The sequence below is a fragment of the Actinomycetota bacterium genome, assembly GCA_005888325.1.
Taxonomy (GTDB): domain Bacteria; phylum Actinomycetota; class Acidimicrobiia; order Acidimicrobiales; family AC-14; genus AC-14.
On the sequence record VAWU01000019.1, the window covers coordinates 69,998 to 94,257 of the forward strand.

At 72.4% G+C, this 24,260-nt stretch carries 24 protein-coding genes; 17 read left to right on the plus strand and 7 right to left on the minus strand.

What is annotated here, in order from left to right; genetic code table 11:
• Positions 1-112 precede the first annotated feature (112 nt).
• The 3 genes from E6G06_05565 to murG are packed head-to-tail and all read right to left on the minus strand — an operon-like array spanning position 113 to position 3,332.
• Positions 113-1,105: an NAD-dependent epimerase/dehydratase family protein gene (locus E6G06_05565; GenBank protein TML92517.1), complete on the minus strand. Its 993-nt coding sequence runs from the start codon at positions 1,103-1,105 to the stop codon at positions 113-115.
• Positions 1,102-2,154, minus strand: a complete 1,053-nt coding sequence (locus E6G06_05570; GenBank protein TML92518.1) for a CBS domain-containing protein — start codon at positions 2,152-2,154, stop codon at positions 1,102-1,104. Before E6G06_05570 ends, E6G06_05565 begins: the two co-directional genes overlap by 4 nt.
• Positions 2,151-3,332 carry an undecaprenyldiphospho-muramoylpentapeptide beta-N-acetylglucosaminyltransferase gene (murG, locus tag E6G06_05575; protein TML92614.1) on the minus strand — a complete coding sequence of 394 codons (1,182 nt, stop codon included), beginning with the start codon at positions 3,330-3,332 and terminating at the stop codon, positions 2,151-2,153. Before murG ends, E6G06_05570 begins: the two co-directional genes overlap by 4 nt.
• A gap of 180 nt (positions 3,333-3,512) precedes the next feature.
• On the opposite strand from murG, the gene murC reads away from it, so the two are divergent.
• From murC to E6G06_05620, 9 genes are all read left to right on the plus strand, one after another.
• Entirely contained in the window at positions 3,513-4,787 is a 1,275-nt protein-coding gene (gene murC / locus E6G06_05580; protein ID TML92615.1) for a UDP-N-acetylmuramate--L-alanine ligase, read from the plus strand.
• Positions 4,780-5,757, plus strand: coding sequence for a UDP-N-acetylmuramate dehydrogenase (murB, locus tag E6G06_05585; protein ID TML92519.1), 978 nt, complete (start codon positions 4,780-4,782; stop codon positions 5,755-5,757). The genes murC and murB overlap by 8 nt, the downstream gene beginning before the upstream one ends.
• Entirely contained in the window at positions 5,754-6,533 is a 780-nt protein-coding gene (locus E6G06_05590) for an FtsQ-type POTRA domain-containing protein (protein ID TML92520.1), read from the plus strand. The genes murB and E6G06_05590 overlap by 4 nt, the downstream gene beginning before the upstream one ends.
• Before the next feature lie 157 nt (positions 6,534-6,690).
• On the plus strand, positions 6,691-7,776 hold the full coding sequence (gene ftsZ / locus E6G06_05595) for a cell division protein FtsZ (GenBank protein TML92521.1): 1,086 nt from the start codon (positions 6,691-6,693) through the stop codon (positions 7,774-7,776).
• 11 nt (positions 7,777-7,787) lie between these two features.
• Positions 7,788-8,426 carry a polyphenol oxidase family protein gene (locus tag E6G06_05600; protein TML92522.1) on the plus strand — a complete coding sequence of 213 codons (639 nt, stop codon included), beginning with the start codon at positions 7,788-7,790 and terminating at the stop codon, positions 8,424-8,426.
• A 4-nt stretch (positions 8,427-8,430) separates the two neighbouring features.
• Positions 8,431-9,093: a YggS family pyridoxal phosphate-dependent enzyme gene (locus tag E6G06_05605; protein TML92523.1), complete on the plus strand. Its 663-nt coding sequence runs from the start codon at positions 8,431-8,433 to the stop codon at positions 9,091-9,093.
• Between the two features lie 61 nt (positions 9,094-9,154).
• Positions 9,155-9,685, plus strand: coding sequence for a cell division protein SepF (locus E6G06_05610; GenBank protein TML92524.1), 531 nt, complete (start codon positions 9,155-9,157; stop codon positions 9,683-9,685).
• A 12-nt stretch (positions 9,686-9,697) separates the two neighbouring features.
• On the plus strand, positions 9,698-9,973 hold the full coding sequence (locus tag E6G06_05615) for a YggT family protein (GenBank protein ID TML92525.1): 276 nt from the start codon (positions 9,698-9,700) through the stop codon (positions 9,971-9,973).
• A 59-nt stretch (positions 9,974-10,032) separates the two neighbouring features.
• A complete protein-coding gene (locus tag E6G06_05620; GenBank protein ID TML92526.1) occupies positions 10,033-11,061 on the plus strand; it encodes a DivIVA domain-containing protein in 1,029 nt (342 codons plus the stop codon).
• A 13-nt stretch (positions 11,062-11,074) separates the two neighbouring features.
• Here E6G06_05620 and E6G06_05625 read toward each other — a convergent pair whose 3' ends face one another.
• Positions 11,075-14,179, minus strand: coding sequence for an isoleucine--tRNA ligase (locus E6G06_05625; protein TML92527.1), 3,105 nt, complete (start codon positions 14,177-14,179; stop codon positions 11,075-11,077).
• Here E6G06_05625 and E6G06_05630 point away from each other — a divergent pair.
• From E6G06_05630 to E6G06_05645, 4 genes are read left to right on the plus strand one after another with little or no spacing between them, the layout of a single operon-like run.
• On the plus strand, positions 14,178-14,564 hold the full coding sequence (locus tag E6G06_05630) for a YggU family protein (protein TML92528.1): 387 nt from the start codon (positions 14,178-14,180) through the stop codon (positions 14,562-14,564). The two genes, E6G06_05625 and E6G06_05630, sit on opposite strands and share 2 nt — an antisense overlap.
• A gap of 56 nt (positions 14,565-14,620) precedes the next feature.
• A complete protein-coding gene (locus tag E6G06_05635) occupies positions 14,621-15,532 on the plus strand; it encodes a hypothetical protein (protein TML92529.1) in 912 nt (303 codons plus the stop codon).
• Positions 15,430-16,020, plus strand: coding sequence for a signal peptidase II (lspA, locus tag E6G06_05640; protein ID TML92530.1), 591 nt, complete (start codon positions 15,430-15,432; stop codon positions 16,018-16,020). The genes E6G06_05635 and lspA overlap by 103 nt, the downstream gene beginning before the upstream one ends.
• An 8-nt stretch (positions 16,021-16,028) precedes the next feature.
• Positions 16,029-16,931, plus strand: a complete 903-nt coding sequence (locus E6G06_05645) for an RluA family pseudouridine synthase (protein ID TML92616.1) — start codon at positions 16,029-16,031, stop codon at positions 16,929-16,931.
• A gap of 8 nt (positions 16,932-16,939) precedes the next feature.
• On the opposite strand, the gene E6G06_05650 is transcribed toward E6G06_05645, so the two are convergent.
• Entirely contained in the window at positions 16,940-17,386 is a 447-nt protein-coding gene (locus E6G06_05650) for an Rrf2 family transcriptional regulator (GenBank protein ID TML92531.1), read from the minus strand.
• Positions 17,387-17,445: 59 nt separating this feature from the next.
• Here E6G06_05650 and E6G06_05655 point away from each other — a divergent pair, with 59 nt between their 5' ends.
• From E6G06_05655 to dnaE, 3 genes are all read left to right on the plus strand, one after another.
• Positions 17,446-18,594, plus strand: coding sequence for an alkaline phosphatase family protein (locus E6G06_05655; protein TML92532.1), 1,149 nt, complete (start codon positions 17,446-17,448; stop codon positions 18,592-18,594).
• A gap of 20 nt (positions 18,595-18,614) precedes the next feature.
• The gene (locus E6G06_05660) at positions 18,615-19,112 is read left to right on the plus strand and encodes a bacterial proteasome activator family protein (GenBank protein TML92533.1); all 498 of its coding nucleotides are present in this window, start codon (positions 18,615-18,617) and stop codon (positions 19,110-19,112) included.
• Between the two features lie 234 nt (positions 19,113-19,346).
• Positions 19,347-22,865 (plus strand): DNA polymerase III subunit alpha, encoded by a 3,519-nt coding sequence (dnaE, locus tag E6G06_05665; GenBank protein TML92617.1) that lies wholly within the window; start codon positions 19,347-19,349, stop codon positions 22,863-22,865.
• Positions 22,866-23,032: 167 nt separating this feature from the next.
• On the opposite strand, the gene E6G06_05670 is transcribed toward dnaE, so the two are convergent.
• Positions 23,033-23,221 carry a hypothetical protein gene (locus E6G06_05670; protein ID TML92534.1) on the minus strand — a complete coding sequence of 63 codons (189 nt, stop codon included), beginning with the start codon at positions 23,219-23,221 and terminating at the stop codon, positions 23,033-23,035.
• A gap of 59 nt (positions 23,222-23,280) precedes the next feature.
• On the opposite strand from E6G06_05670, the gene E6G06_05675 reads away from it, so the two are divergent.
• Complete coding sequence (locus E6G06_05675; GenBank protein TML92535.1) at positions 23,281-23,553, plus strand: hypothetical protein; 273 nt, start codon at positions 23,281-23,283, stop codon at positions 23,551-23,553.
• Positions 23,554-23,579: 26 nt separating this feature from the next.
• Here E6G06_05675 and E6G06_05680 read toward each other — a convergent pair whose 3' ends face one another.
• Positions 23,580-24,236: a hypothetical protein gene (locus E6G06_05680; GenBank protein TML92536.1), complete on the minus strand. Its 657-nt coding sequence runs from the start codon at positions 24,234-24,236 to the stop codon at positions 23,580-23,582.
• Between the last annotated feature and the right edge of the window lie 24 nt (positions 24,237-24,260).

The following is a 24,260-nucleotide window of genomic DNA, read 5'->3' on the forward strand; positions in this document are numbered from 1 at the left end:
GCTCGCGGCGTTCTCGTCCTAGCCGTAGGGCTCGGCTATGGCTTCGTCCTGCGGCCTTGCGAGCGACGCCCCTGACTCGCCGATACGCCGGCGAACGTTACCGGTCACGGCACTAGACCTGGTAGCGGCCGGGGTCGACGAGGGCGAGGTTGTCGCGCACCCAGTCCGAGGTGCGGCGCAGTCCCTCCTCGAGCGGCACCTCGGGCTGCCAGCCGGCCCACTCGCGCGCGCGCGTCGTGTCGGCGAGCAGACGTTCGACCTCGCTACCCGAAGGCCGTAGCCGGTCGGCCTCGACGACGACGCGCGCGTCGCATCCCGTGATCGCGATCAACAGGTCCACCAGGGCGCCGATGGCGATCTCCCGGCCCGAGCCCACGTTGACGACGTTCCCCAACGCGCGGTCGCAACCCGCGACGGCGAGGAAGCCGCTGACGGTGTCGTCGACGTAGTTGAAGTCGCGTGTCGGAGTGATCGCGCCGAGGCGGATCTCGGTCGCACCGCTGTGCAGCTGGCCGAGGATCGTCGGGATCACGGCCCGCGCCGACTGGCGGGGCCCGTAGGTGTTGAACGGCCGGACGACCGCCACGGGGAGGTCGAAGGCGTGGTGGAAGCTGAGCGCCATCATGTCGGCGCCGATCTTGGATGCCGAGTACGGCGATTGCGGTTGCAGCGGGTGGCTCTCGTCGATCGGCACGCGGAGCGCGGTGCCGTACGTCTCGCTCGTCGACGTGTGCACCATGCGCGCCACCCCGGCTCTTCGACATGCGGCGGCGACGTTCTGGGTTCCCATCACGTTCGTCTGCACATAGCTCTCGGGCGCGACGTAGCTGTAGGGGATGCCGATGAGCGCGGCCAGGTGGAACACCACCTCGCAGCCCTCGACCACCGTGAGCACGCGCCCTGCGTCGCGCACGTCGCCCGCCTGGATGTCGACGTCGTCCTCGCGTCCCGCGAGCCAGCCCCGCTCGCCGTAGGGCTTGTAGTGCACGAACGCGCGCACGTCCGCGCCCTCGTGCAGCAGCCGGTCGACCAGCGTGCTGCCGATGAAGCCCTCGGCGCCCGTGACGAGCACCGTTCGCCCCGCCCAGGGCCCAGAACCGCTCATTCGCTGTCCGCGCCGACGGCGAAGTGCAGCAGCACCCGCTCGAACTCCTCGGGGCTGCCGATGTCGAACCAGCGCTCGAGGATCGGGAAGACGTGAGTGGGCAGCCCCTCGCCGACCGCCCGGGCGATGAGGTCGGGCATGCCCGATGGCGCGTCGCGGGGCACGAAGCGGAGCACCGGCGCCTCCACCACGTAGATGCCGGCGGCGACGAGGTCGCGGCGCTGCGGCTTCTCGTCGATCCCCAGCAGGTGGTGCTCGACGAAGCGCAGCACGCCGTACGGGATCGGTGAGAGGTGCTCGACGCCGGTAACCGTGATCGAGCCCTCGTGGTGCCAGTGGAAGTCGAGCAGGGCGCGGAAGTCGATCGTGGTGACGAGGTCGCCGTTGGCCACGACGACGGGCCCCTCGAGGTCGTCGGGCAGCAGCGACAGCGCGCCCGCGGTGCCCATGGCCTTGCGCTCGCGCACGTAGTGGAGGGCGACACCGAGGTGCTTGCCCGTGCCGAGCCGGTCCTCGAAGACGTCGGCCTTGTAGTTGAGCGTGAGGTAGACGTCGCGCACACCGGCCGCCGCCATGCCCTCGATGAGACGCTCGACGATCGAGAGCCCACCGATCTTCAGCAAGGGCTTCGGCATCGTGTCGGTGAGCGGGCGCAACCGCTCGCCCTTGCCGCCCACCATCACGACCGCGACCGGGGCCGGCATGCCGGTGCCGCCGAGCTCGTCGAGCGAGCGGACGCCCACCAGGCGCCCGTCGGTGACGATGGGGATCGAGCGCAGCCGGTGGGTGCGGAGCAGCGCGAGCAGCTCCTTCTTGGTCGCACGCTTCGACGCGGTCAACGGCTGGAGCGACATCGCCTGGTCGACGCCGCCGTCGAGGTCCGCGCCCGCGAGCATGGCGCGACGGAGGGCACCGTCGGTGATCGTGCCCAGCAGCTTGTCGCCGCGTCCCACCACCGCAACCAGCCCGCGACCGTTGGCGCGCATGCGCTCGTGGGCCGTCCGCAGCGTGTCGGCGGGCCTGACCGTGAGCCCCGCGGCGAGCGTCACCGACCGCCCTCTGCGTCGCGGCGCCGCCGGTGTCGACCGTTCCGTGCGAGCTCGAGCACCCAGGCGGCGAGCGTCTCGGCCGCGTGCGGGCGGGCCACGCGCCCGGCCGCCGCGCCCATCCCCGCCAACCGGTCGCGATCGGCCAGCAGCTCCTCGACCTGTGGGGCCAGCTGTTCCGCGCTCGCGTCGCGGTCGGGCACGAGCAGGGCGGCGCCCGCGTCCACGAGGACGCGTGCGTTGACGGTCTGGTGGTCGTCGGGTGCGAACGGATACGGGACGAGCACCGACGGCAGCCCCACCACCGCCAGCTCCGCGATCGTGCCTGCTCCCGCCCGGCAGAGCGCGACATCGGCTGCCGCGTAGGCGTGGTCCATGCGGTCGAGGTACGCGACGCACGTGGCCACCGCGTCACCTCCCAGCTCCTTGAGCCGGCGCTCGACCGCCTCGACGTTCGCGCGCCCGGCCTTGACGACGATGTGCACGTCGTCGCGGTCTCGCCACCGTCGGGCCAGGCCGAGCGCGGCGTCGTTGAGCCGCGCCGAGCCCTGGCTCCCGCCGTTCACGAGCAGCATCGAGACGACGGGTGTCAGCCCGAAGGCGGCGCGGGCCTCGGCGCGGAGCGCGGCGCGGTCGAATCCGGCGAGCTCGGGGCCCAGCGGCATGCCGACGGTGCGCGTCTTCACGCGAGCGGGGAACTCGCCGACGCGCACGTCGAACGCCGTGGCCACGTTGCCCGTGAGACGCGCGGCCACCTGATTGGCGCGACCGGCGACGGCTCCCGACTCGTGGATCAACGAAGGCACCCGTGCCAGCCGGGCGCCCGCGATCAACGGGATGCTCGCGTAGCCGCCCATGCCGACGGCGACGTCGGCCCGCTCGCGTCGCAGGATGCCACGCGCCTGGACCGCGGCCCGCACCGTGTACGCGGGCAGCAGGAAGCGGCGGGGCCCCACGTTGCGGGCGAAGGGGATCATGTCGACGAGGTGCAGGCGGTGGCCGGCCTCGGGGATGAGGCGACCCTCCAGGCCGCGGCTCGTCCCCACGAACGACACCCGCGCGTCGGGCGCGAGGCGCCGGACCGCGCCTGCCAACGCGAGGCCCGGATAGATGTGGCCGCCCGTGCCCCCGGCAGCTATCACGATGGAGAGATCGGTCACGGCTGTGAGATCAGGCACGATTGAGTGATCGGGCGCAGACGTCGTCACGACGTACCGAAGTTAGGGCTTCCGGCCCCATGAGCGGTGTACCGGCCGCAGCCGGACACCGCCGATACGCTCCATCGAGTGCCCGCCGGCCCTCGCCCGTTCGACCTCACCGCGCCGCGCCGCGTCCACGTCGTCGGGATCGGGGGCGCGGGCATGAGCGCCATCGCCGGGGTGCTCGCGCGCATGGGACACGTCGTGTCGGGCAGCGACCTCAAGCCCTCCGCGAACCTCGAGCGGCTACGCGGCCTCGGTGTCGAGGTGCACGTCGGCCACGACGCGTCACACGTCAACGGCGTCGACGCGGTGACGATCTCGACCGCGATCCCCGGGCGCAACCGCGAGCTGCGAGCCGCGGCCGAGCGCGGGGTGCCCGTGCTGCGCAGGGCCGAGATGCTCGCCGCCATCGCCGGCACCCGGCGCACGATCGCGGTGGCCGGCACCCACGGCAAGACCACCACGTCCTCGATGCTCGCCCTCACGCTCGTGCAGGCTGGCCTCCGGCCGTCGTTCATCATCGGGGGCGAGGTCAACGAGATCGGCGGCGGCGCGGCGTGGGACACGGGCGAGTGGTTCGTGATCGAGGCGGACGAGAGCGACGGCACGTTCCTCGAGCTGCCGGCGGAGATCGCCGTCGTCACGAGCGTGGAGCCCGACCACCTCGAGCACTACGGAGACCTGAACGGTCTCGTCGACGCCTTCGCCCGGTTCCTCGACCAGGCGTCGGGCCTGCGCGTGGTGTGCGCCGACGACCCGGTCGCGGCGCGCCTGGGCCGGAGCGCGGGCGCGATCTCGTACGGCGAGCACGAGGATGCCGACTACCGGGTGGTGGACCTGCACGCCGGGCGCGGGGGATCGAGCTTCACGCTCGTCCACGCGGGCCGCGAGATCGGTGCCATCCGCCTCCCCGTTCCCGGCCGGTACAACGCGCTGAACGCGGCCGCCGCGCTCGTCACCGCACTGGGTGTCGGTGCGCCGTTCGCAGCCGCCGCCCAGGCGCTCGCGCGCTACGGCGGCGTCGCCCGACGCTTCGAGTTTCGCGGCGAGCGTGCGGGCGTCACGTTCGTCGACGACTACGCGCACCTTCCCGGCGAGGGGCGCGCCGCGCTCGCGGCCGCCCGCGAGGGCGGTTGGTCGCGCGTGGTGTGCGTCTTCCAGCCGCACCGGTACAGCCGTACCGCGTCGCTCTGGCGCGACTTCGATTCTGCCTTCGACGCCGCCGACCTGCTCGTGGTGACCGAGGTGTACCCGGCCGGGGAGGCGGCCCTCCTCGATCACGATCCCGGTCGGCGGGTGGCATGGCTGCCGCACCGGCACGACGTCGTCCGCTACCTGCGCGACCGGCTCCGCTCGGGTGACCTGTGCCTCACGTTGGGAGCGGGCGATCTCACATCGGTGCCCGACGACCTCCTCCGCTCCTCCGATGGATGACGCGGTCGCACGCGCCGCGGCGCGGCTGGGCGCGCGGGCGCGTCGCGACGCGGCGCTCGGGCCGCTGACCACCTACCGCGTCGGCGGGGCGGCCGCGCTGCTCTTCGAAGCGCGCGACGAAGACGACCTCGAGGCGGCGCGCGTCGCGGTGGGGGAGACGGGCATCCCCGTGTTGGTGGTCGGTGGCGGCTCCAACCTGCTCGTGGCCGACGCGGGCTGGCCCGGCCTCGCAGTCACGCTGGGCGACGGGTTCTCGACCATCGAGGTGGTCGGAGCCGGCAGCAGCCCCAGCGGGGCCGGCGGGCGGCGCCGTGTCACGGCGGGCACCGACGCCGATCCGGTACGGGTGCGCGCCGGGGCCGCGGTCAGCCTGCCCGTCCTCGCCCGCCGCACCGCGGCCCTGTCGCTCACCGGGCTCGAGTGGGCGGTGGGCGTGCCCGGCACCGTCGGAGGCGCGGTGCGCATGAACGCGGGCGGCCACGGCTCCGACGTCAGTCGCACGCTCGCTGCGGTCCGTGTCGTCGACCTCGACGGCGACGGCCCCCGGCAGCTGTCGCCCGGGCAGCTCGACCTGGCCTACCGCCACTCGTCGCTGCGCCCCGCCCAGGTCGTGGTGTGGGCCGACTTCTCGCTCCACCGCGGTGATCGGGCCGAGTCGGAGGCCGAGATCGCCGAGATCGTGCGGTGGCGGCGGGCCCACCAGCCCGGTGGCGCCAACGGAGGATCGGTCTTCACCAACCCACCGGACGACTCGGCCGGCCGGCTCATCGAGGCCGCCGGGCTCAAGGGCCTGCGGCGGGGATCCGCGTACGTCTCGCCGAAGCATGCCAACTTCTTCCAGGCGGACGAAGGGGGCACGGCCGACGACGTCCGTGCCCTGATCACGGAGGTGCAACGGTTGGTGGACGAGCGCATGGGCGTCCGGCTCGAGCCGGAGCTGCGCATGGTCGGCTTCCCGCCTGCGACGTGAGTGACCGGCCGCCGGCGACCGCGCCCATCGACCCCCGCTTCCGCCGACGCCGCATCGAGGTGCGCCGCCGCGCGGGCAGGCGCCGCCTGCGCCTCATCACCGGGATGACCGTGGGCGTCGCCGCGATCGGTATCGCGTGGGGCGCCAGCCGCTCGCCGTTGCTCGACGTCGACCACGTGCGCCTCACCGGGGCGACCCACACCCAGCCGTGGAAGATCATCCAGACCGCCGGGACGTTGCCGGGGCGGCCCATGGTCGACGTCGACGAGGCGGCGGCCGCGCATCGCATCGAGCGCCTGCCCTGGGTCGCCGAGGCGCGGGTGAGGCGGCGGTGGCCGAACACGGTCTCCATCCAGGTGCGCGAGCGCGCGCCGGCGGCATCGGTGCCGGCGGCCGCCGGCGGTTGGGCGCTCGTCGACGACCGCGGCCGCGTGCTCGCACCGGTGGCGAGCGCCCCTGCCGATCGGCCTGCGCTCGACGGTGTGCCCCCGGCCGGCCCGCCCGGCACGCTCGTGCCGGCCCGCACGCGCGCCCCCCTCGACGTGGTACGGGCCCTCACGCCGGCCATGCTGTTGCGCGTGGGGGCGGTCGTGCGCGCGCCCGACGGTGAGCTGCAGCTGCGGCTGCGCGCCGGCGGCGTGGTGCGCCTGGGGGACACGGGCCGGCTGGAGCCCAAGCTGGTCGCGGCGGAAGCCGTGCTGGGCGACGTCGACGCCCGTCACGTCGCGGTGCTCGACGTGCGCGTGCCCGACACGCCAGTCTTGACTCGCCGCTGATGGCGGGCCTAGCGTCTCGACCGTCACCAGAGGTTGACATAACTGTTGACCTGAAGCTGAGGTTGAGGGTGTGTCCGCGATGAGCGAGGAATCCACCCGTGGCCCCTCGAAGCGCAGCACCAAGCGCCGGACGGCGAAGAGCCGGAGGACGGAATCCATGGTCGGAGCACTGCAGAACTACCTCGCCGTCATCAAGGTCGTCGGCATCGGGGGCGGGGGGGTCAACGCCGTCAACCGCATGATCGACGCGGGGCTGAAGGGCGTCGAGTTCATCGCGGTCAACACCGACGCGCAGGCGTTGCTCATGAGCGACGCCGACGTGAAGCTCGACATCGGGCGCGAGCTCACGCGCGGGCTCGGTGCCGGGAGCGACCCCGAGGTCGGGCGCCAGGCTGCGGAGGAGCACCGCCAGGAGATCGAGGAGGTGCTCAAGGGCGCCGACATGGTGTTCATCACCGCGGGCAAGGGCGGCGGCACCGGCACCGGTGGCGCGCCGGTGGTGGCCGAGGTGGCCAAGGGGATCGGCGCGCTCACGATCGGTGTCGTCACGCGTCCGTTCGCGTTCGAGGGTCGGCGCCGCTCGGTGCAGGCCGACCAGGGCATCCAGCACCTGAAGGAGAAGGTCGACACCCTCATCGTCATCCCCAACGACCGGTTGCTCTCCGTCTCGAACGACAAGACGTCGGTGCTCAATGCGTTCAAGATGGCCGACGAGGTGCTGCTCCAGGGAGTGCAGGGCATCACCGACCTGATCACGACGCCCGGTCTCATCAACACCGACTTCGCCGACGTGAAGATGGTGATGACCAACGCCGGCTCCGCGCTGATGGGCATCGGTTACGGCAGCGGCGACGGCCGCGCCATCAACGCGGCGCGCGCCGCCATCTCGAGCCCCCTCCTGGAGGCGTCCATCGAAGGCGCGCGCGGGATCCTGCTGAACATCTCCGGCGGGAGCGACCTCGGGCTGTTCGAGGTGAACGAGGCGGCCGAGATCATCCACGGCGTCGCGCATCCCGACGCGAACATCATCGCGGGCATGGCGATCGACGACGCGATGGGCGACGAGGTGCGCGTGACGGTCATCGCGGCCGGCTTCGACCGCTGGGACGAGGGCAAGGACCGCCGGGGCGGGCGCCGCGGCGAGGGGCTGGGCCTGGTCGACGACGACGTCTTCAGCCCGGGTGGCGACGACCTCGACCTCGAGGGCGACGACGACTTCGACGTCCCGTCGTTCCTCAAGTAGCCAAGGGGGGCGTGAGCGACACCGGGCACCATCGCGTCGGCGACGCCTACGTGGTGTTTACCGGTCGCGCGGCCGGCGACCTGGGCCACGCCGGCGACTACGTGCATGCGGTTCGCCCCGAGGTCCAGGCGCGGCGGCGTGCGGTCGTCGACCTGCCGTGGACGTGGCTGCGTCAGGCGCACGGCGAGGATGCCGCCGTCACCGACCGGTCGGGTTGCGCCCTCGCCGTCCTCACCGCCGACTGCGCGCCGGTCGCGCTGCTGGGGTCGAACGGCGTGGTGGGTGTGGCGCACGCAGGCTGGCGCGGCCTCGTCGCCGGCGTGCTCGAGCGCGCGGTCGAGGTGATGCGCGCGGCCGGCGCGGGCGACGTGCACGCGCTGCTGGGTCCGTGCATCCGGCCCGGGTGTTACGAGTTCGGCGCGGACGACCTCGCCCAGGTCGCGCGCCGTCTCGGCGACGGTGTGCGCGGAACGACGTCGACCGGTGCGCCGGCGCTCGACGTGCCCGCGGCCGTGCGCGCCGCGCTCGGGCGCGTCGGTGTCGTCGACGTGGGCGACGTCGGCATCTGCACCGCATGCTCTCCGGCCCACTTCTCGCACCGGGCCCGGCGCGAGCTCGGGCGCCAGGCGCTCGTCGTCTGGCGCGCGTGAGGTGATGGGAGCGATCGACGGTCGCGATTTGGCCGCGCGCTTCGCGCACGTGCGACAGCGCATCGAGCGCGCCGGTGGCGACCCGGCGCGCGTCACGCTCGTCGCGGTCACCAAGGGCTTCGGCCCCGAGGTGGTGGCGCAGGCGCGCGCGCTCGGCCACGTGGACTTCGGCGAGAACTACGCGGTCGATCTGGCGCGCAAGGCGGAGTCGCTGCCCGCGGAAGGCACGCGCTGGCACTACCTGGGCGCGGTCCAGCGCACCACCGCCCGCAAGCTCGGGGCGCTCGTGCACCTCTGGCAGAGCGTCGACGGGCCCGGCGCGGCGGAGCGCATCGCCCGGGCCGTGCCGGGGGCCCGGGTGCTCGTGCAGGTCAACGTGAGCGGCGAGCCGCGCAAGCTGGGTTGCACCTTCGACGCCGCGCCCGCGCTGGTGGCGGGCCTGCGCACGCTCCGCCTCGACGTGCGGGGCCTGATGGCCGTGGGGCCGGCCGGGCCGCCCGAAGCCGCCCGCGCCGGGTTCCGGCGCCTGGCCGAGCTGGCCGACCGCCTGGGCCTGGCCGAGCGCTCGATGGGCATGAGCGCCGACCTCGAGGTGGCGGTCGCCGAAGGGGCGACGATCGTGCGCGTGGGCACCGCGCTGTTCGGCGCTCGTCCACCGCGTCCGTAGCCGTTCGCATTAGTGTCCACGCCGAGGAGCCCCGGGGACCCGATCGCGGGGGAGATTTGAGATGGCTTCTGGAGCGCTGCGAAAGATGGGCGTCTGGCTCGGTCTGGTCGACGACGACGAGTACGACGAGTACGCGCCCTACGACGAACCGGCTTCCGCGCCCGTCCGCCGGAACGGCGCGCAGGTCGCGGTGGCCGAGCCGGAGGTGAGCGTCGCAGGTGTGCGGACGCTGCCACGCGACGCCTCCGGAATGCCCGACACGGTCAGCGTGCAGCAGGTGAAGCCGGCGGTCGTCCGACCCATCAGCCCGGTGCAGAGCGCCAAGGTCCACGTGGTCGCTCCGGGTGGGTTCAACGACGCGCAGGAGATCGGCGACAAGCTGAAGTCCAGCCTGCCGGTCATCGTCAACCTGCAGGGCTCCGACCGCGAGCTGTCGCGCCGGCTCATCGACTTCGCCAGCGGCCTCACCTACGGCCTCGGCGGTCAGATGGAGCGGGTGGCCGACCAGGTCTTCCTGCTGACCCCCACCAACGTCGAGGTCTCTCCCGAGGAGAAGCGGCGCCTGCAGGAACGCGGCCTGTACGGCACCTAGCGACGACGCCCTGTGGCCAACATCCTCTGTCCCCTGCTCCAGCTCTATCTCGTCGCGCTCTTCGGGCGCATCATCCTGAGCTGGTTCCCGATCTCGCCCGACAGCGCCATCGCGTCGATCTACGGCTTCCTGTACACGATCACCGAGCCGGTGCTGGCCCCGGTGCGACGGGTGATCCCGCCGATCGGGGGTGGGGGGATGGCCTTCGACCTCTCGCCGATCATCGTGCTCATCGTCCTCCAGGTGCTTCTCGCCCCGCTCCACTGCGCCGGGTTCCTGTTCGGCTGACGCTCGCAGCCCGCGGCGCCGTCCCCGGCGGTCCCGCGCCCGGCGATTAGCATTGCGCCATGGAGCTGACACCCCAGCGGTTGCGCGAGGTCGAGTTCAAGGAGCGCTGGCGGGGATACGACCCGGAAGAGGTCGACGACCTCCTCGAGCGGGTCGCGGCGGGGCTCGAGGACTTCGAGAACCGCGTCCGCCAGGCCACCGAGCGCGCGGTGCGTGCCGAGCAACGGGCGAGTGAGGGCAGCGACACCGACGAGACGTTGCGCCGCACGCTCGTGCTCGCCCAGCGCACCGCGGACGCTGCCATCGCCGACGCCGAGGAGCGCGCCAAGCAGTTGGTGGCCGACGCCGAGCATCAAGCCGCCACCATGGTGAGCGACGCCGAGACGGAGGCCCGGCGCGTCACCGAGGAGAGCGAGACGCGCCTGCGCGAGAACGTGAGCAGCCTCGAGTCCGCCCGCTCGACGCTCCAGCGCGACGTCGACACCATCGGCCGGTACCTCGCCGACGAGCGGGAGCGGATCCGCACCACGCTGCACGCGCTCATCCAGCGCATCGACGGCGACCTGCAGCCCGACGGGCCGGTGCCGGCGGCCAGCGAGGTCGAGGTGCCCGAGCCGGCACCCGCCGTCGACGAGGCCCCGCCCGACGAGGCGGACGAGGACGACCGAGCCGAGGCGCGGCCGGACGACGAGCACGAACCGGCGGCCATCGACCTGGCCGGGGCCGAGCGCGCCCCCGACCCCGAGGGCGACGCCACGCAGGCGCACGACGTGCTCGCGGACGAGAGCACCGACGAAGGCGCCGCCGCGGGGACCGCCGGCACGACGTCCACCGCCGGACCCGCGAGCGCGGCCGTCGCCGACCACGATCTGGTGCTGTCGGGCCCGGGCCGCGACATCGACACCGACGACGATGCGTTCTTCGCCCAGCTACGCGGTGCGCTCGACGACGACGAGCCGCTCGGGCCGCGCGACGACGAGCCGGTGCGGAATCACGTGGGCGCCTCGGGCCCCGCGCTGTTCGATCAGGAGGGCGCGGAAGAGGGCCGGCTCGGCCCGTTCCTGCGCCGCAAGCGCCGCGACAACTGACGACCTGCCGCGACTAACTGCGGTGGAGCTCGACGACGACGCGCTCGCCGTCGATGTCGATCGGGTGGCGGTGTGACGCAGCCGGGCCGAGGCTCGCCGTCTCCAGTGAGACGGCGAGCACCTCGCCCTTGATCCAGTCGCGGTGCGCGTCGACGGCAGCCGCCGAACGGGGCGCGGAGGACACGTCGAGACACAGCTCGATGCGGTCCGAGAGCGCGAGCCCGACGACGCGGCGCAGGTCGTTGAGCGCCCGCACGAGCTCGCGGGCGGTGCCCTCGAGTCGGAGGGCGTCGTCGAGGTCGAGGTCGATGGCCACCGCCCACGCCCCCTCCTGGGCGAGGGCGAAGTCCTCGTGCTCACGCGCCCGCACCTCGACGTCGTCGGGGCCGAGGCGCTCGCCCGCGACCTCGATGAAGCCCTGCTCGTCGAGCGCCTGCTTCAGCTCGGAGCCCGCGGCCGCGGCCAGCGCCTGCTTGACCTGGTTGACCCGCGGGCCGAGACGGGGGCCCAGGGCCTTGAAGTTCGGCACCACGGTCCACGACATGAGGCCGGCCAGCGACTCCACGTCCTCGAGCACCTTCACGTTCAGCTCGTCGGCCACCTCGCGGCGCACATCGTCGGACAGCTCGGCGCCCGGATGCAGCAGGAGGGCGCGGCGCAGGGGCTGACGCACGCGCACGCGGGCCTCGGTGCGGGCGGCGCGCCCGAGGCCGACCAGGCGCCGGCCCACGTCCATCTCGCTCGCGAGTGTCCGGTCGACGTCGCGTCCCGCCTCCGGCCAGTCGCTCAGGTGAACGGACGTCTCGCCGGTGAGCGCGGTGTAGAGCGCGTCGGCGAGGAAGGGGCAGAACGGCGCGAGCAGCTGAGCGGTCACGACGAGGCAGTGGTGCAGCGTGGCGTGCGCGACGGCGTCCGACGCCTTCCAGAACCGCGGTCGCGACCGGCGCACGTACCAGTTGGACAGGTCGTCCACGAAGGTGGCGAGGTGGGTGGCGCCGGTGAGCGCGTCGAAGTCGTCGAGGGCCTCCGTGACGGCGGCGATGGTGACGTCGAGCCGGTCGAGCACCCAGCGGTCGAGCGCGTGCGTCGGCCGGGGCGACTCGCCGGTGGGTGACCAGCCATCGAGGTCTGCGTACGTGGCGAAGAACGAGAAGACGTTCCACAGCGTGAGCAACGTCTTGCGCGCCGCCTCGCGGATGCCCTCTTCGGAGACGCGGCGACTGGTCCAGGGCGAGCCCGAGGCGAAGAAGTACCAGCGCAGTGAGTCGGCGCCGAAGCTCTCGAAGATGTGCCACGGGTCGATGACGTTCCCGCGCGACTTCGACATCTTCTGGCCGTCGCCGTCGACGATGTGACCGAGGCAGACGACGTTGCGGTACGGCGTCTCGCCGAAGACGAGGGTGTTGACCGCGAGGAGGGTGTAGAACCACCCCCGCGTCTGATCGATGGCCTCGCAGATGAAGTCGGCGGGGAACGCCTCCTCGAAGGCGCGGCGGTCGGCGAACGGGTAGTGGTGCTGGGCCGAGGGCATCGAGCCCGAGTCGAACCAAGCGTCGAGCACCGGCGTCAACCGCGTGGCACGCGCCGAGCAGTCGGCCTGGGGACACCGGAACGTGACGTCGTCGACGAACGGGCGGTGCAGGTCGAGGTCACCGAGGTCGCGCCCGGCGAGCTCGCCCAGCTCGGCGACCGAGCCCACACACGTGTCGTGCCCCTCGACGCAGCGCCAGATCGGGAGCGGGGTGCCCCAATAGCGGTCGCGCGAGACGGCCCAGTCGACGTTCTTCGCGAGCCAGTCGCCGAAGCGGCCGTGGCGGATGTGCTCGGGGTACCAGTTGATGATCTCGTTCTGGCCGACCAGGTCGGCCTGGCGGGCGGTCGTGCGCACGAACCACGCGGTCTTGGCCCAGTAGATGAGGGGAGTGCCGCAGCGCCAGCAGTGCGGGTACGAGTGCACGTACGGCTGCCGGCGCACGAGCAGGCCGCGCCGGTCGAGGTCGGCGATGATGTCCTCGTCCGCGTCCTTCACGAAGCGGCCCCGGTAGGGCGCGACGGTGGCGTCGAATGTGCCGTCGGGGCCCACCGGGTTGAGCACGGGCAGGCCCTCGACGCGTGCCGTCTCCATGTCGTCGGCGCCGAACGCAGGCGCCAGGTGCACGATGCCGGAGCCGTCGTCGGTGCTCACGAAATCGGCGGCGACGACGCGACCGCCGGTGTCGTCGAGGGGGAGGTAGTCGAAGGGACGCGCGTAGTGGCGGCCGACGAGGTCGCGGCCCGTGAGGCGCGCGACGACCTCGACGTCGTCACCCGCGCGCGCCGCCGCCATGATCAGGTCGCGGCCCCCGCGCGCGTCGCGCACGCGCACGTACGCGATGTCGGCTCCGACCGCGGCCGCGACGTTGGAGATGAGCGTCCAGGGCGTGGTTGTCCACACGAGCAGGTCCGCGTCGTCGTCGACGAGTGGGAAGCGCACGTACACGGACGGGTCGGTGACCTCGCGGTAGCCGAGCGCCACCTCGTGGGACGACAGCGCCGTGCCGCAGCGCCCGCAGTAGGGGACGACACGGCGACCCTCGTCGAGCAAGCCCTGGTCCCACAGCCGGCGCACCAGCCACCAGACCGACTCGATGTAGTCGTTGCTCAGGGTCCAGTACGCGTCCTTGGTGTCGATCCACACGGCCGCCCGTTGGGTGATCTCGGCGAAGTCCCCGACGTAGCGCTGCACCGACTCGCGACAGCGGTCGTTGAACTTGGCGATGCCGTAGGCCTCGATGTCGTCCTTGTGGTGGAAGCCCAGCTCCTTCTCGATCTCGAGCTCGACCGGGAGGCCGTGGCAGTCCCAGCCCCCCTTGCGGGGAACGTGGCGCCCGCGCATGGTCTGGAAACGCGGGTAGAGGTCCTTGAACACACGGGCCCACACGTGGTGCAGGCCCGGGCTCCCATTGGCCGTCGGCGGGCCCTCGTAGAAGACCCACGGAGGCGAGCCCTTGCGCAGGTTCTTCACCTGGTCGAAGAGCCCGATCTCGCGCCAGTGCGCGAGCATCTGCTGCTCGAGCGCGACGAGGTCGACTTGAGGGTCCACCGGACCGAACGGCACCGCCCTACAGTACGCGCGCATGGTCGACGACCTGTTTGTCATATCGGGCGAGAGTGAAGGTGGCGGGGACGGCGCCGAGCCGGCCGAGGCGACGGTGGTGCTGCACGTCCACGTACAGCCCGGCGCGGGGCGCACCGCGGTGGTGGGCCGGCACGGCAACGCGCTCAAAGTTCGGGTCGCGGCGCCCCCGCAGGCGGGTCGCGCGAACGACGCGAGCGCCGCGCTGCTGGCGGAGACGTTCGGCGTGGGGGCCGCCCAGGTCGAGCTCGTCGGCGGCGCATCGAGCCGGGAGAAGCGCTTCCGCATCAGCGGGATCGAGCTCGACGGCTTCCGGCGACGGCTGGAGCAGGTGGTCGAGGAGGGGAAGGCGGGACCCGGTCCCGAGGTTCGCCAAGGCATGCGCTGAGGTAGTCCGACCCCCGTGGTAGGGTGCGCAGCCTTTCGCCCCGGGGAGCCGTAACGATGCCGAGCACCGGCAGAGCGAGCAGAGCAGTCGCAGCCAGCAAGCCAGTCGCAGCCGGCAGGGCGCGTCCGGCGCGGGCCGCGGCCCGATCGACCCCAGCCAAGACGACGAAGGCGGTCAAGGCGGCGGCGCCCGCGAAGCCGGCCAAGGCGACGGGCCGAGCGGTCAAGCCGCCGGCCCCCACCGCGACCAAGCGGCCGCCGACGAAGGCCACGACCACCAAGGCCGCGGCGACCAGGACCGCCACCAAGGCGGGGCCCACCAGAGCCGTGCCCACCAAGGCGGTGCCGGCGAAGGGCAAGGCGTCGCCGCCCGCCAAGGTCAAGCCCGCGTCGGCCAAGCCCCTCCCTGCGAAGGCGGCACCCACGAAGACCGCACCCACGAAGGCCGCAGCTCCAAAGGCCGCAGTCGCAAAGCCGGTGCCCGACAAGGCGGTGGCGGCGAAGGCCACACCCGTCAAGACGGTGCCGGCGAAGGCGGCGAAGGAAGCGCCCGCCCCGAAGCCGGTGAAGACGCCGGCGCCGAGGAAGCCGTCGGCCGCGACGTTGCGGTTCTTCGAGAAGCAGCGCGAGAAGCTGCTGGAGGAACGGGCGACCTACACCCATCAGGCCGAGACGCTGCGGCTCGAGGCCGAGCAGCTGGCCGAGGAGATGGAGCCCGGCGACATCCAGTTCGACGAGGAGTCCGGCGAGGGCGCGACCATGAACGTCGAACGCGAGCGCGACCTGACGCTCAGCGCCCAGGCCTCGGCGGCCGTCGACGAGATCGATCGCGCGCTCGCCAAGATCGACGCGGGCACCTACGGCCTGTGCGAGCAGTGCGGCCAGCCCATCGTCCGAGCCCGGCTGGAGGCGCTGCCGTACGCCTCGCTGTGCGTCGCGTGCAAGAGCGGCGGGCTGTCGCGCCGGTAGGCCCGCCCGGCGGCGGCGACAACCCGGTGCGGCGGCGCTCTGGGCTCGTCGCCGTGGTGGCCGTGATCGTGATCGTCCTCGATCAGCTCACCAAGTGGTGGGCGCTACGGACGCTCGACGACCGCACCATCCACCTGGTCGGGTCGCTGCGGCTCGCGCTCACCTTCAACAAGGCCGGCGCGTTCGGGCTCGGCTCCAGCTTCGTGCCCGTCCTGGCCCTCGTCGCGGTCGGCGTGGTCCTGGTCGTCGTCGTGCGGGGCGAGACCAACACGCGGTTCGCGGTCGCGATCGCGTTGGGCCTGGTGCTCGGCGGCGCGTTCGGCAACCTCGGCGACCGCCTCTTCCGTGGCCCGGGGATGTTGCGCGGCGCGGTCATCGACTTCATCGACCTGCGGTGGTGGCCGGTCTTCAACCTCGCGGACTCGGCCATCACCTGCGGGTGCATCCTGCTGGTGCTGACCGCGGGGCGGCGTCGGGCCGAACCTTGAGGGAGACCATCCCGCGCGCGCTCGACGGTGAGCGCCTCGATCGCGTCGTCGCCCTGCTGACCGGCCTCCCGCGCTCGCGGGTCGCCGAGCTCGTCGACGCGGGCGACGTCCGCGTGGGAGGCGCGGCCGGCGGCTCGCGCTCCCGGCGGGTCGTCGAGGGCGAGGTGGTGGAGGTCGACCTGCCGCCGAGTGACGTCGAGGCCCCGCGGCCCGCGCCCGACGCGGGCGTCGCGTTCGACGTGGTCCATGCGGACGAGCACGTGATCGTGATCGACAAGCCCGCGGGCCTGGTGGTCCATCCCGGCGCGGGCAACGTCGGGGGCACCCTCGTCAACGGCGTGCTTGCGCGCTTCCCCGACGTGGCCGAGGTGGGCGATCCCGGTCGTCCGGGCGTCGTGCACCGGCTCGACCGGGGCACGTCGGGACTGCTCGTCGTGGCCCGCACCCCCGCGGCCCACGCCTCGCTCGTGGCCCAACTGCGCGCCCGTGCCGTGGAGCGGGCCTACGTCGCGCTGACCTGGGGCCACTTCGACGCCCCGGCGGGCCTGATCGACGCGCCCGTTGGGCGGGCCGAGGTCGACCGCACGCGCATGGCGATCTCGGCGCGCGGTCGCGAGGCGCGGACGCGGTTCCGTGTGCGCCGGTCGTTCACGCGTCCGGCCGAGCTCGCGCTCGTCGAGTGTCGGTTGGAGACGGGCCGCACCCACCAGATCCGGGTGCACCTGGCTGCGATCGGCCACCCCGTCGTGGGCGACACGCGCTACCGGGGGGCGCGGCCGTCGGTGCCGCTGGGGCGGCCGTTTCTGCACGCGTACCGCCTCGCGTTCGACCATCCCGCCACCGGCGCGCGTGTGGAGTACGACGCGGCGCTGCCGCCGGACCTGGCGGAGGTCGTCGCCGGGCTCAGGTGACGGCGGGCTCAGGTGAGGGCGTCGAGGGGCCGGCGCAGCCCCTGGGCCCGCGCCGCGATGTCGGCGAGGGTGAACGACAGCAGGTGCTGGCGCATGTGCTCGCCGACGTCGGCCCACAACGCGAGCAGCACGCACTGGCCCTCGTGGTCGCACGCGCCGTTCTGGTGCGGCTCGCCGAAGTCGCCGGCCACGATCGGACCGTCGACCGCGCTCACGATCTCGCTGAGCGTGATCTCCGCGGGGTCGCGCGCGAGCACGTAGCCCCCGCCCACGCCCCGCTTCGACCGCACCAGTCCCGCGCCCTTGAGCGCGAGCAGGATCTGCTCGAGGTAGGGCTGGGGGAGACCGGTGCGCTCGGCGATGTCGCGCACCGAGGTCGGGCCGGCCTCGTCGGTGTGGAGCGCGAGTGACAGCAGGGCCCGGCTCGCGTAGTCGCCCCGCGTGGAGACCTTCACGGGCCCATGCTACCGGCGAGGTACCCGTCTGTTGTCGGTTGTCCCCGTAGTCTCACGGTATGGATGCGGCCGCCGGCGGGGCTGACTGGCGCAGCGGGGAGGCGGGCCGCGGCGCGGGCCGCCCCGTCCTTCCCGCGTACGGCGGTGCGTGCATCGACGGCGTCATGCACGCACTCCTCATGGGGCCGACGCCGGCGTGGGTGCCCGCGCCCGCACGCGGCGCCCGCCAGACCGTGCTGCTCGTGCTCGACGGGCTGGGCTGGGAGCAGCTCACCGAGCGGGCGCGTCTGGCTCCCACTCTGTCGCGCATGACCGGCGGCCCCATCACCACGGTCGTGCCCTCGACCACGGCCACCGCGCTCACGTCACTGACGACCGGACTATCGCCCGCCAAGCACGGCGTCGTCGGCTACCGCGTCCGCGTCGAGGGCGACCAGGTGCTCAACGTCCTGCGCTGGCGCACGTCGGCGGGCGACGCCCGCGTCACGCTGCCGCCCGAGGACTTCCAGCTCGCCGAGCCGTTCGGCGGCGTCCACCCACCGGTCATCACGCGCGCCGAGTTCGCGGAGACGGGCTTCACGACCGCGCACCTGTCGGGCGTGCGGTTCTACGGCTGGCGCATGCCTTCCACCCTCGTGAGCACGGTGGGCCAGTTGCTGGAGGACGGCGAGCCCTTCGTCTACGCGTACTACGACGGTGTCGACAAGGTCGCGCACGAGTTCGGTCTGGGCCGGCAGTACGACGCCGAGGTCGCCGCGGCCGACCGCGTGTCTGAGGAGATCATGGCGCTCCTGCCACCGGACGCGGCGCTCGTCGTCACGTCCGACCACGGCCAGGTCGACGTGGGCGAGAACGTCGTCTCGCTCGCCACCGACGTGCTCGATCGGGTGACGATGCTGTCGGGCGAGGGACGCTTCCGCTGGCTCCACGCCCGTCCCGGACAGAGCGATGCGCTCGCGGCGGCTGCCCGCCGCTGTCACGGTGACCGGGCGTGGGTGCGCACGCTGGCGGAGGCGACGAGCGAGGGATGGTTCGGTGGCGACCTCACGGCCGACGGCATCTCCCGGCTGGGCGATGTCGTCATCGCGGCGCGTGACGCGGTCGCGTTCCTCGATCCCGGCGACACCGGCGAGGTCCACCTGCGCAGCCGCCACGGTTCGCTCACGTCGGCGGAGATGCTCGTCCCCTTGTTGGCCGCGCGGGCCTGATCGGGACTACGAAAGGGGGCATGTCCGACTCCCACACGCCCCAACCGCCCGAGCTCGTCGTCGTGCCCGACGGTGGCGGCACCGACGGGCAGGAGCAGGCCTCGGCGGCGATCGAGTCCGTCGCCGAGCCGGCCAAGGTGATGCGCATCGGCGCCATGGTGAAGGAGCTCCTCGAGGAGGTACGCCGGGCGCCGCTCGACGAGAAGGGCCGGGCCCGCCTCCGCGAGATCCACGAGACCTCGATCCGCGAGCTCGCCGAGGGCCTTTCCCCCGACCTGAAGGAGGAGCTGGCGCGCTTCTCCCTGCCGTTCGACGACAACGCGCCCACCGAGGCGGAGCTCCGGATCGCCCAGGCCCAGCTGGTCGGGTGGCTCGAGGGCCTGTTCCACGGCATCCAGGCCGCGCTCTTCGCCCAGCAGATGGCCGCGCGGGCCCAGCTGGAGGAGCTGAACCGCCGGGGCCTGCCCCCGGGCACCCGCTCCGAGCCGGGCCCCGAGCGCCCCGGCACCTACCTGTAGGCCCTGGAGGCCGGCAGGAGCAGGAGCGGGTCGGGAGAAGCCAGTGACGGGCCCTCGACGCGCCGACTAGAATCACAACTCTGTAACTCGTCCACAGGCCCTGTGGAGAACCTCCAGAACCGACGCGAGGGACGGAGCGGCCGCGTGCAGAAGACAGGCCCGGAGAACGCAGGCAGAGAGAACCCGGGCGGGGCGAGCTCGTTCACCCACCTGCACCTGCACACCGAGTTCTCCATGCTCGACGGCGCGGCCCGCATCGGGGAGGTGGTGGCCGCCGCGGTGGCCGACGGGCAGCCCGCGATCGGCATCACCGACCACGGCAACATGTACGGCGTCCTCGACTTCTACAAGGAGTGCCGGGCCCAGGGCATCACCCCGATCATCGGGACCGAGGCGTACATGGCCGCCGAGAGCCGTTGGGAGCGGCCCGTGCGGCGGGGGCGGGTCGACGACACCGGCGGCGACGTCGACGGTGGCGAGAAGCTCTACTACCACCTCACCCTGCTGTCCGAGAACGACGCCGGCTACCGCAACCTCATGAAGCTGTCGAGCGCGGCGTACCTCGAGGGCTACTACTACAAGCCCCGGCTCGACTGGGAGCTGCTCGAGCGGCACCACGACGGCGTCATCGCCACCACGGGCTGCCTCGGTGGCGTCGTGCTGCAGGCGCTGCTCGAGGGCGACGTCGAGAAGGCCACGGCGCTCGCGGCGCGGCTGCAGGACATCTTCGGGCGCGACAACCTCTTCGTCGAGCTCCAGGACCACGGGCTCGAGGCGCAGCGCCGCACCAACCCGCAGCTCATCGACATCGCGCGCCGGCTCGACGCGCCGCTGCTCGCCACCAACGACAGCCACTACACCCACCGCGACGACCACGTCGCCCACGACGCCCTGCTCTGCGTGCAGACCAACTCGTCGATGGACGACCCCAAGCGCTTCAAGTTCGACGGCGAGGAGCACTACCTCAAGTCCGCGGCAGAGATGCGGCGGCTCTTCGAGCACTGGCCGGAGGCGTGCGACAACACGCTGTGGATCGCGGAGCGCGCCAACGTCGAGATCGAGTTCGGCAAGCCCGAGCTGCCGTCGTTCCCGCTGCCCGAAGGCTTCGCCACCGACGCCGAGTACCTGCGCCGGCTCACGCTGCAGGGCGCCGAGCGGCGCTACGGCGCACCGGTGCCCGAGCAGGCGCGCGCTCGCGTCGACTACGAGCTCGGTGTCATCGCCGACATGGGGTTCTCCGCGTACTTCCTCGTCGTCTGGGACCTCATCCGCCACGCGCGCGAGAAGGGAATCCGGGTGGGCCCCGGGCGCGGGAGCGCGGCGGGATGCTGCGTGGCGTACTGCCTCGGCATCGTCGACCTCGACCCGATCCGCTACGACCTGCTGTTCGAGCGCTTTCTCAACCCGGGCCGCAAGCAGATGCCCGACATCGACATGGACTTCGACTCGCGTTACCGGGGCGAGATGATCCGCTACGCCACCGAGAAGTACGGCTGGGACCACGTGGCCCAGATCGTCACGTTCTCCACGATCAAGGCCCGGGCGGCGGTCCGCGACGCGGCACGCGTCCTCAACTACCCGTACGCGGTCGGCGACCGCATCGCGAAGGCGATGCCCGCGCTGATCATGGGACGCGACACGCCGCTGCGCGCGTGCCTCGAGCCCGAGGCGGGCCACGACGACGGCTACAAGATGGCCGGCGAGCTACGCGAGATGTACGCGGCCGACCCCGATGCCCGCAAGGTCATCGACGTGGCCAAGGGCCTCGAGGGCCTGCGGCGCCAGGACGGCATCCACGCGGCGGCGGTGGTGATCACCAACCAGCCGCTCACCGAGTACCTGCCCATCCAGCGCAAGCCCCTCACCGCGGCCGGCAGCGGCGACCGGGCCGCGAGCAGCGACCGGGCGAACGGCTCGATCGACGACGCGCCGATCGTCACGCAGTACGAGATGCACGGCGTCGAGGACCTGGGCCTGTTGAAGATGGACTTCCTCGGCCTGCGCAACCTCGACGTCATCGAGCAGACGCGCGAGATCATCCGCGAGTCCCGCGGCGTCGACGTCGACATCGACAGCGTCCCCCTCGACGACGAGCTCACGTTCGCGATGCTGCAGCGGGGCGACTCGATCGGGGTGTTCCAGCTCGAGGGCGGCCCCATGCGTGCCCTGATGCGCTCGCTCACCCCGACTTCGTTCGACGACGTGGCCGCGCTCGTGGCGCTCTACCGGCCGGGGCCGATGGCGGCCAACATGCACAACGACTACGCCGACCGAAAGAACGGCCGCAAGCCCATCACCTATCTGCACCCCGATCTCGAGGAGCTACTGGCGGACACGCAGGGCCTGATGATCTACCAGGAGTCGGTCATGCGCGTCGCCCAGAAGTTCGCGGGGTACACGCTCGAGGAGGCCGACAACCTGCGCAAGGCGTGCGGCAAGAAGATCCGCGCCCTCCTCAAGGCCGAGCGCCAGAAGTTCGTCGCCGGCTGCACCGCCCGGGGCTACGGAGAGCAGCTGGGCACCAAGCTCTTCGACGTCATCGAGCCGTTCGCCGACTACGCGTTCAACAAGAGCCACTCCTACGGCTACGGGTACGTCGCCTACCAGACCGCCTGGCTCAAGGCCCACTACCCGGTCGAGTACCTCGCCGCCCTGCTCACGTCGGTGAAGGACGACAAGGACAGGACCGCCGTCTACCTGGCGGAGTGCCGCGCCCTCGGCATCAAGGTGCTGGTCCCCGACGTCAACCTGTCGTCCTCGGACTTCATCGCGCGCGGCGACACCATCCCGTTCGGCCTCTCCGCCATCCGCAACGTGGGCACCGGCCTGGTCGCGCACGTGGTGAGCGAGCGCGAGCGCAACGGTCCCTTCGTCGACTTCTACGACTTCTGCGAGCGCGTCGACCCGATGGTGCTCAACAAGCGCACGGTCGAGTCACTCGTGAAGGGCGGCGCCTTCGACTGCCTGGGCCATCCCCGACGGGGGCTGCTCATGGTGTTCGAGCAGATCGTCGACCGCGTCCTCAACCGGCGCCGGCGCGAGGCCGAGGGCCAGTTCGACCTCTTCTCGGGCCTCGGTGGCGGGAGCGAGCGCCCCGGGGCGTCCGACGAGCGCGTCCCCATCCCCGACCACGAGTTCGACAAGTCGCAGCGCCTGGCGTTCGAGAAGGAGATGCTCGGGCTCTACGTGAGCGACCACCCGCTGATGGGCGCCGAGGCCGCGCTGCGCCGCGAGGTCGACTGCACGCTGGCGGAGCTGCGCGAGATGCGCGACGGCGATACCCGCTGGGTCGGCGGCGTCGTCACCGCGCTGAGCCGCAAGTACACCAAGAAGGGCGACCTCATGGCCGTCTTCACCCTCGAGGACCTGCAGGCCGCGGTCGAGGTGATGGTGTTCCCGAAGACGATGCACGAGTACGGGCCGCAGCTCGCCGACGACACCGTCGTGTGCGTCAAGGGTCGCCTCGACCTGCGGGAGGAGCCCGCCAAGATCATCGCCCTCGAGATCAGGCGCCCCGCGCTCGTGCTCGGCGACCAGCGCGAGCTGAGCCTCACGTTGCCGGTGCACTCGCTCACCTCGTCGCTCGTCGAGCGACTGAAGAGCGTCCTGCGGGAGCACCCGGGCGCCACCCGGGTGGTGCTGCACGTCGGCGACACGCGTATTCGCCTCCCCGACGAGTTCAACGTCGACGATCGCAACGGCCTCTGCGCCGAGTTGCGAACCCTCCCCGGACCGATTGGACTGATGGGCTGACGGCTGGCGTGGGAAGAACACGTTCTGCCCCGATAAACTGGTGGCAGGACTCACCCCGGGGAGCGCGCACGCACAATGGCGATCGAAGTCGACACCAAGGACTGCACCGCCCTGGGCGACGCCGAGCTGGCGGGGATGGCCGACATCTGCGCCGACGGCCCCGCCGGCTACGACGTGGGCTTGCTGTCGAAGCAGCGCGACGAGTGGGTGCTGGTCACCCAGGCCCGCGAGGGCAACCGGCTCCACGGGTTCTCGTTCTGCACGCTCGAGCGCATCGGCGGCACCCCGTGCGTGCTCGTGGGCATGGCGTCGGTGCGGCGCACGTCGAAACGCGACACCGTGCTGCGGGCGATCATGGGTGACCAGCTGCGCCGAGCCGTGCTGGCCTTCCCCGACGAGGACGTGCTACGACATCGTGCCCCGCCCCGGTCACAAGGCCACGGGCGAGGAGCGGGCATGGAGCCGGCGCCTGGCCAAGCGCTTCGGCGCCGAGGGCCGCATCGACGACCGCACGTTCGTGCTCAAGGGCGACGGCAACCGTCCGCCCGCAGTCGACGTCGAGAGCGTGAAGCCCGACGCCATCGACCCCGAGGTGCGCGCCTTCTTCGACCCGGTCGACGACAACCGCGGCGACGCGTTGATCGGCTTCGGCTGGGCGATGGCCGAAGACCTCGCATCGCTGCTCTGATCTGATCCGCTTCCGCGGCGGGACTCTCAGCGGCGGGGCAACAGGCCGGCCACGACCTTGTAGCAGTAGCCGTTCACCGGCGGGCTGAGCGCGACGAGCAGCCGGCCGGGGCGGAAGCCGAGGACGCGCGAGAGGTGCGCGGGGCCCCAGCGGTCGAGGGCGGCGGCAGCGCCGCGATCGGCGAGGGGGAGCACGTGGCGCAGGCCGCGCCATTCGAAGTGGCACTCGTAGCCGTGGTCCGTGGGTCGGAGTCGCGGTCCGCGCTCGGGCTCGACGATGGCCACCGACGGACGATCTCCGGTGAGCGTCCAGAACCGCACCGCGGGCCCGACGAAACCCAGGAGCGGGCGGCCGCGCGGGTGGTGGAGCGGTCGCAGGAGCCGTTCGGCCCGGCGCCCGGCCAGACGGCCGACCCGTCTTGGCGCGGCGGCGAGGTCGACCAACTCCGGGCGCGTCGCGTCGACCGGCGTCGCCGGTGCCGCGAGCTCGGCTGTAGCGAGGTCGAGCGGCGCGAGGCGCGCGAACGCGCCCTCGGGGTAGCGGGCCCGTACGAAGGCGCCCGACGCGGTGTCGACGCTCACACACGCGTGCGGCTCCGCCGCGAGCACGAGCATCTCGATGTCCACACGCTCGATGTCCACACGCTCGATGTCCACACGCTCGATGCCCACACGGCTCAGCACGGCTCCCCCCACGCCTCCATAGTG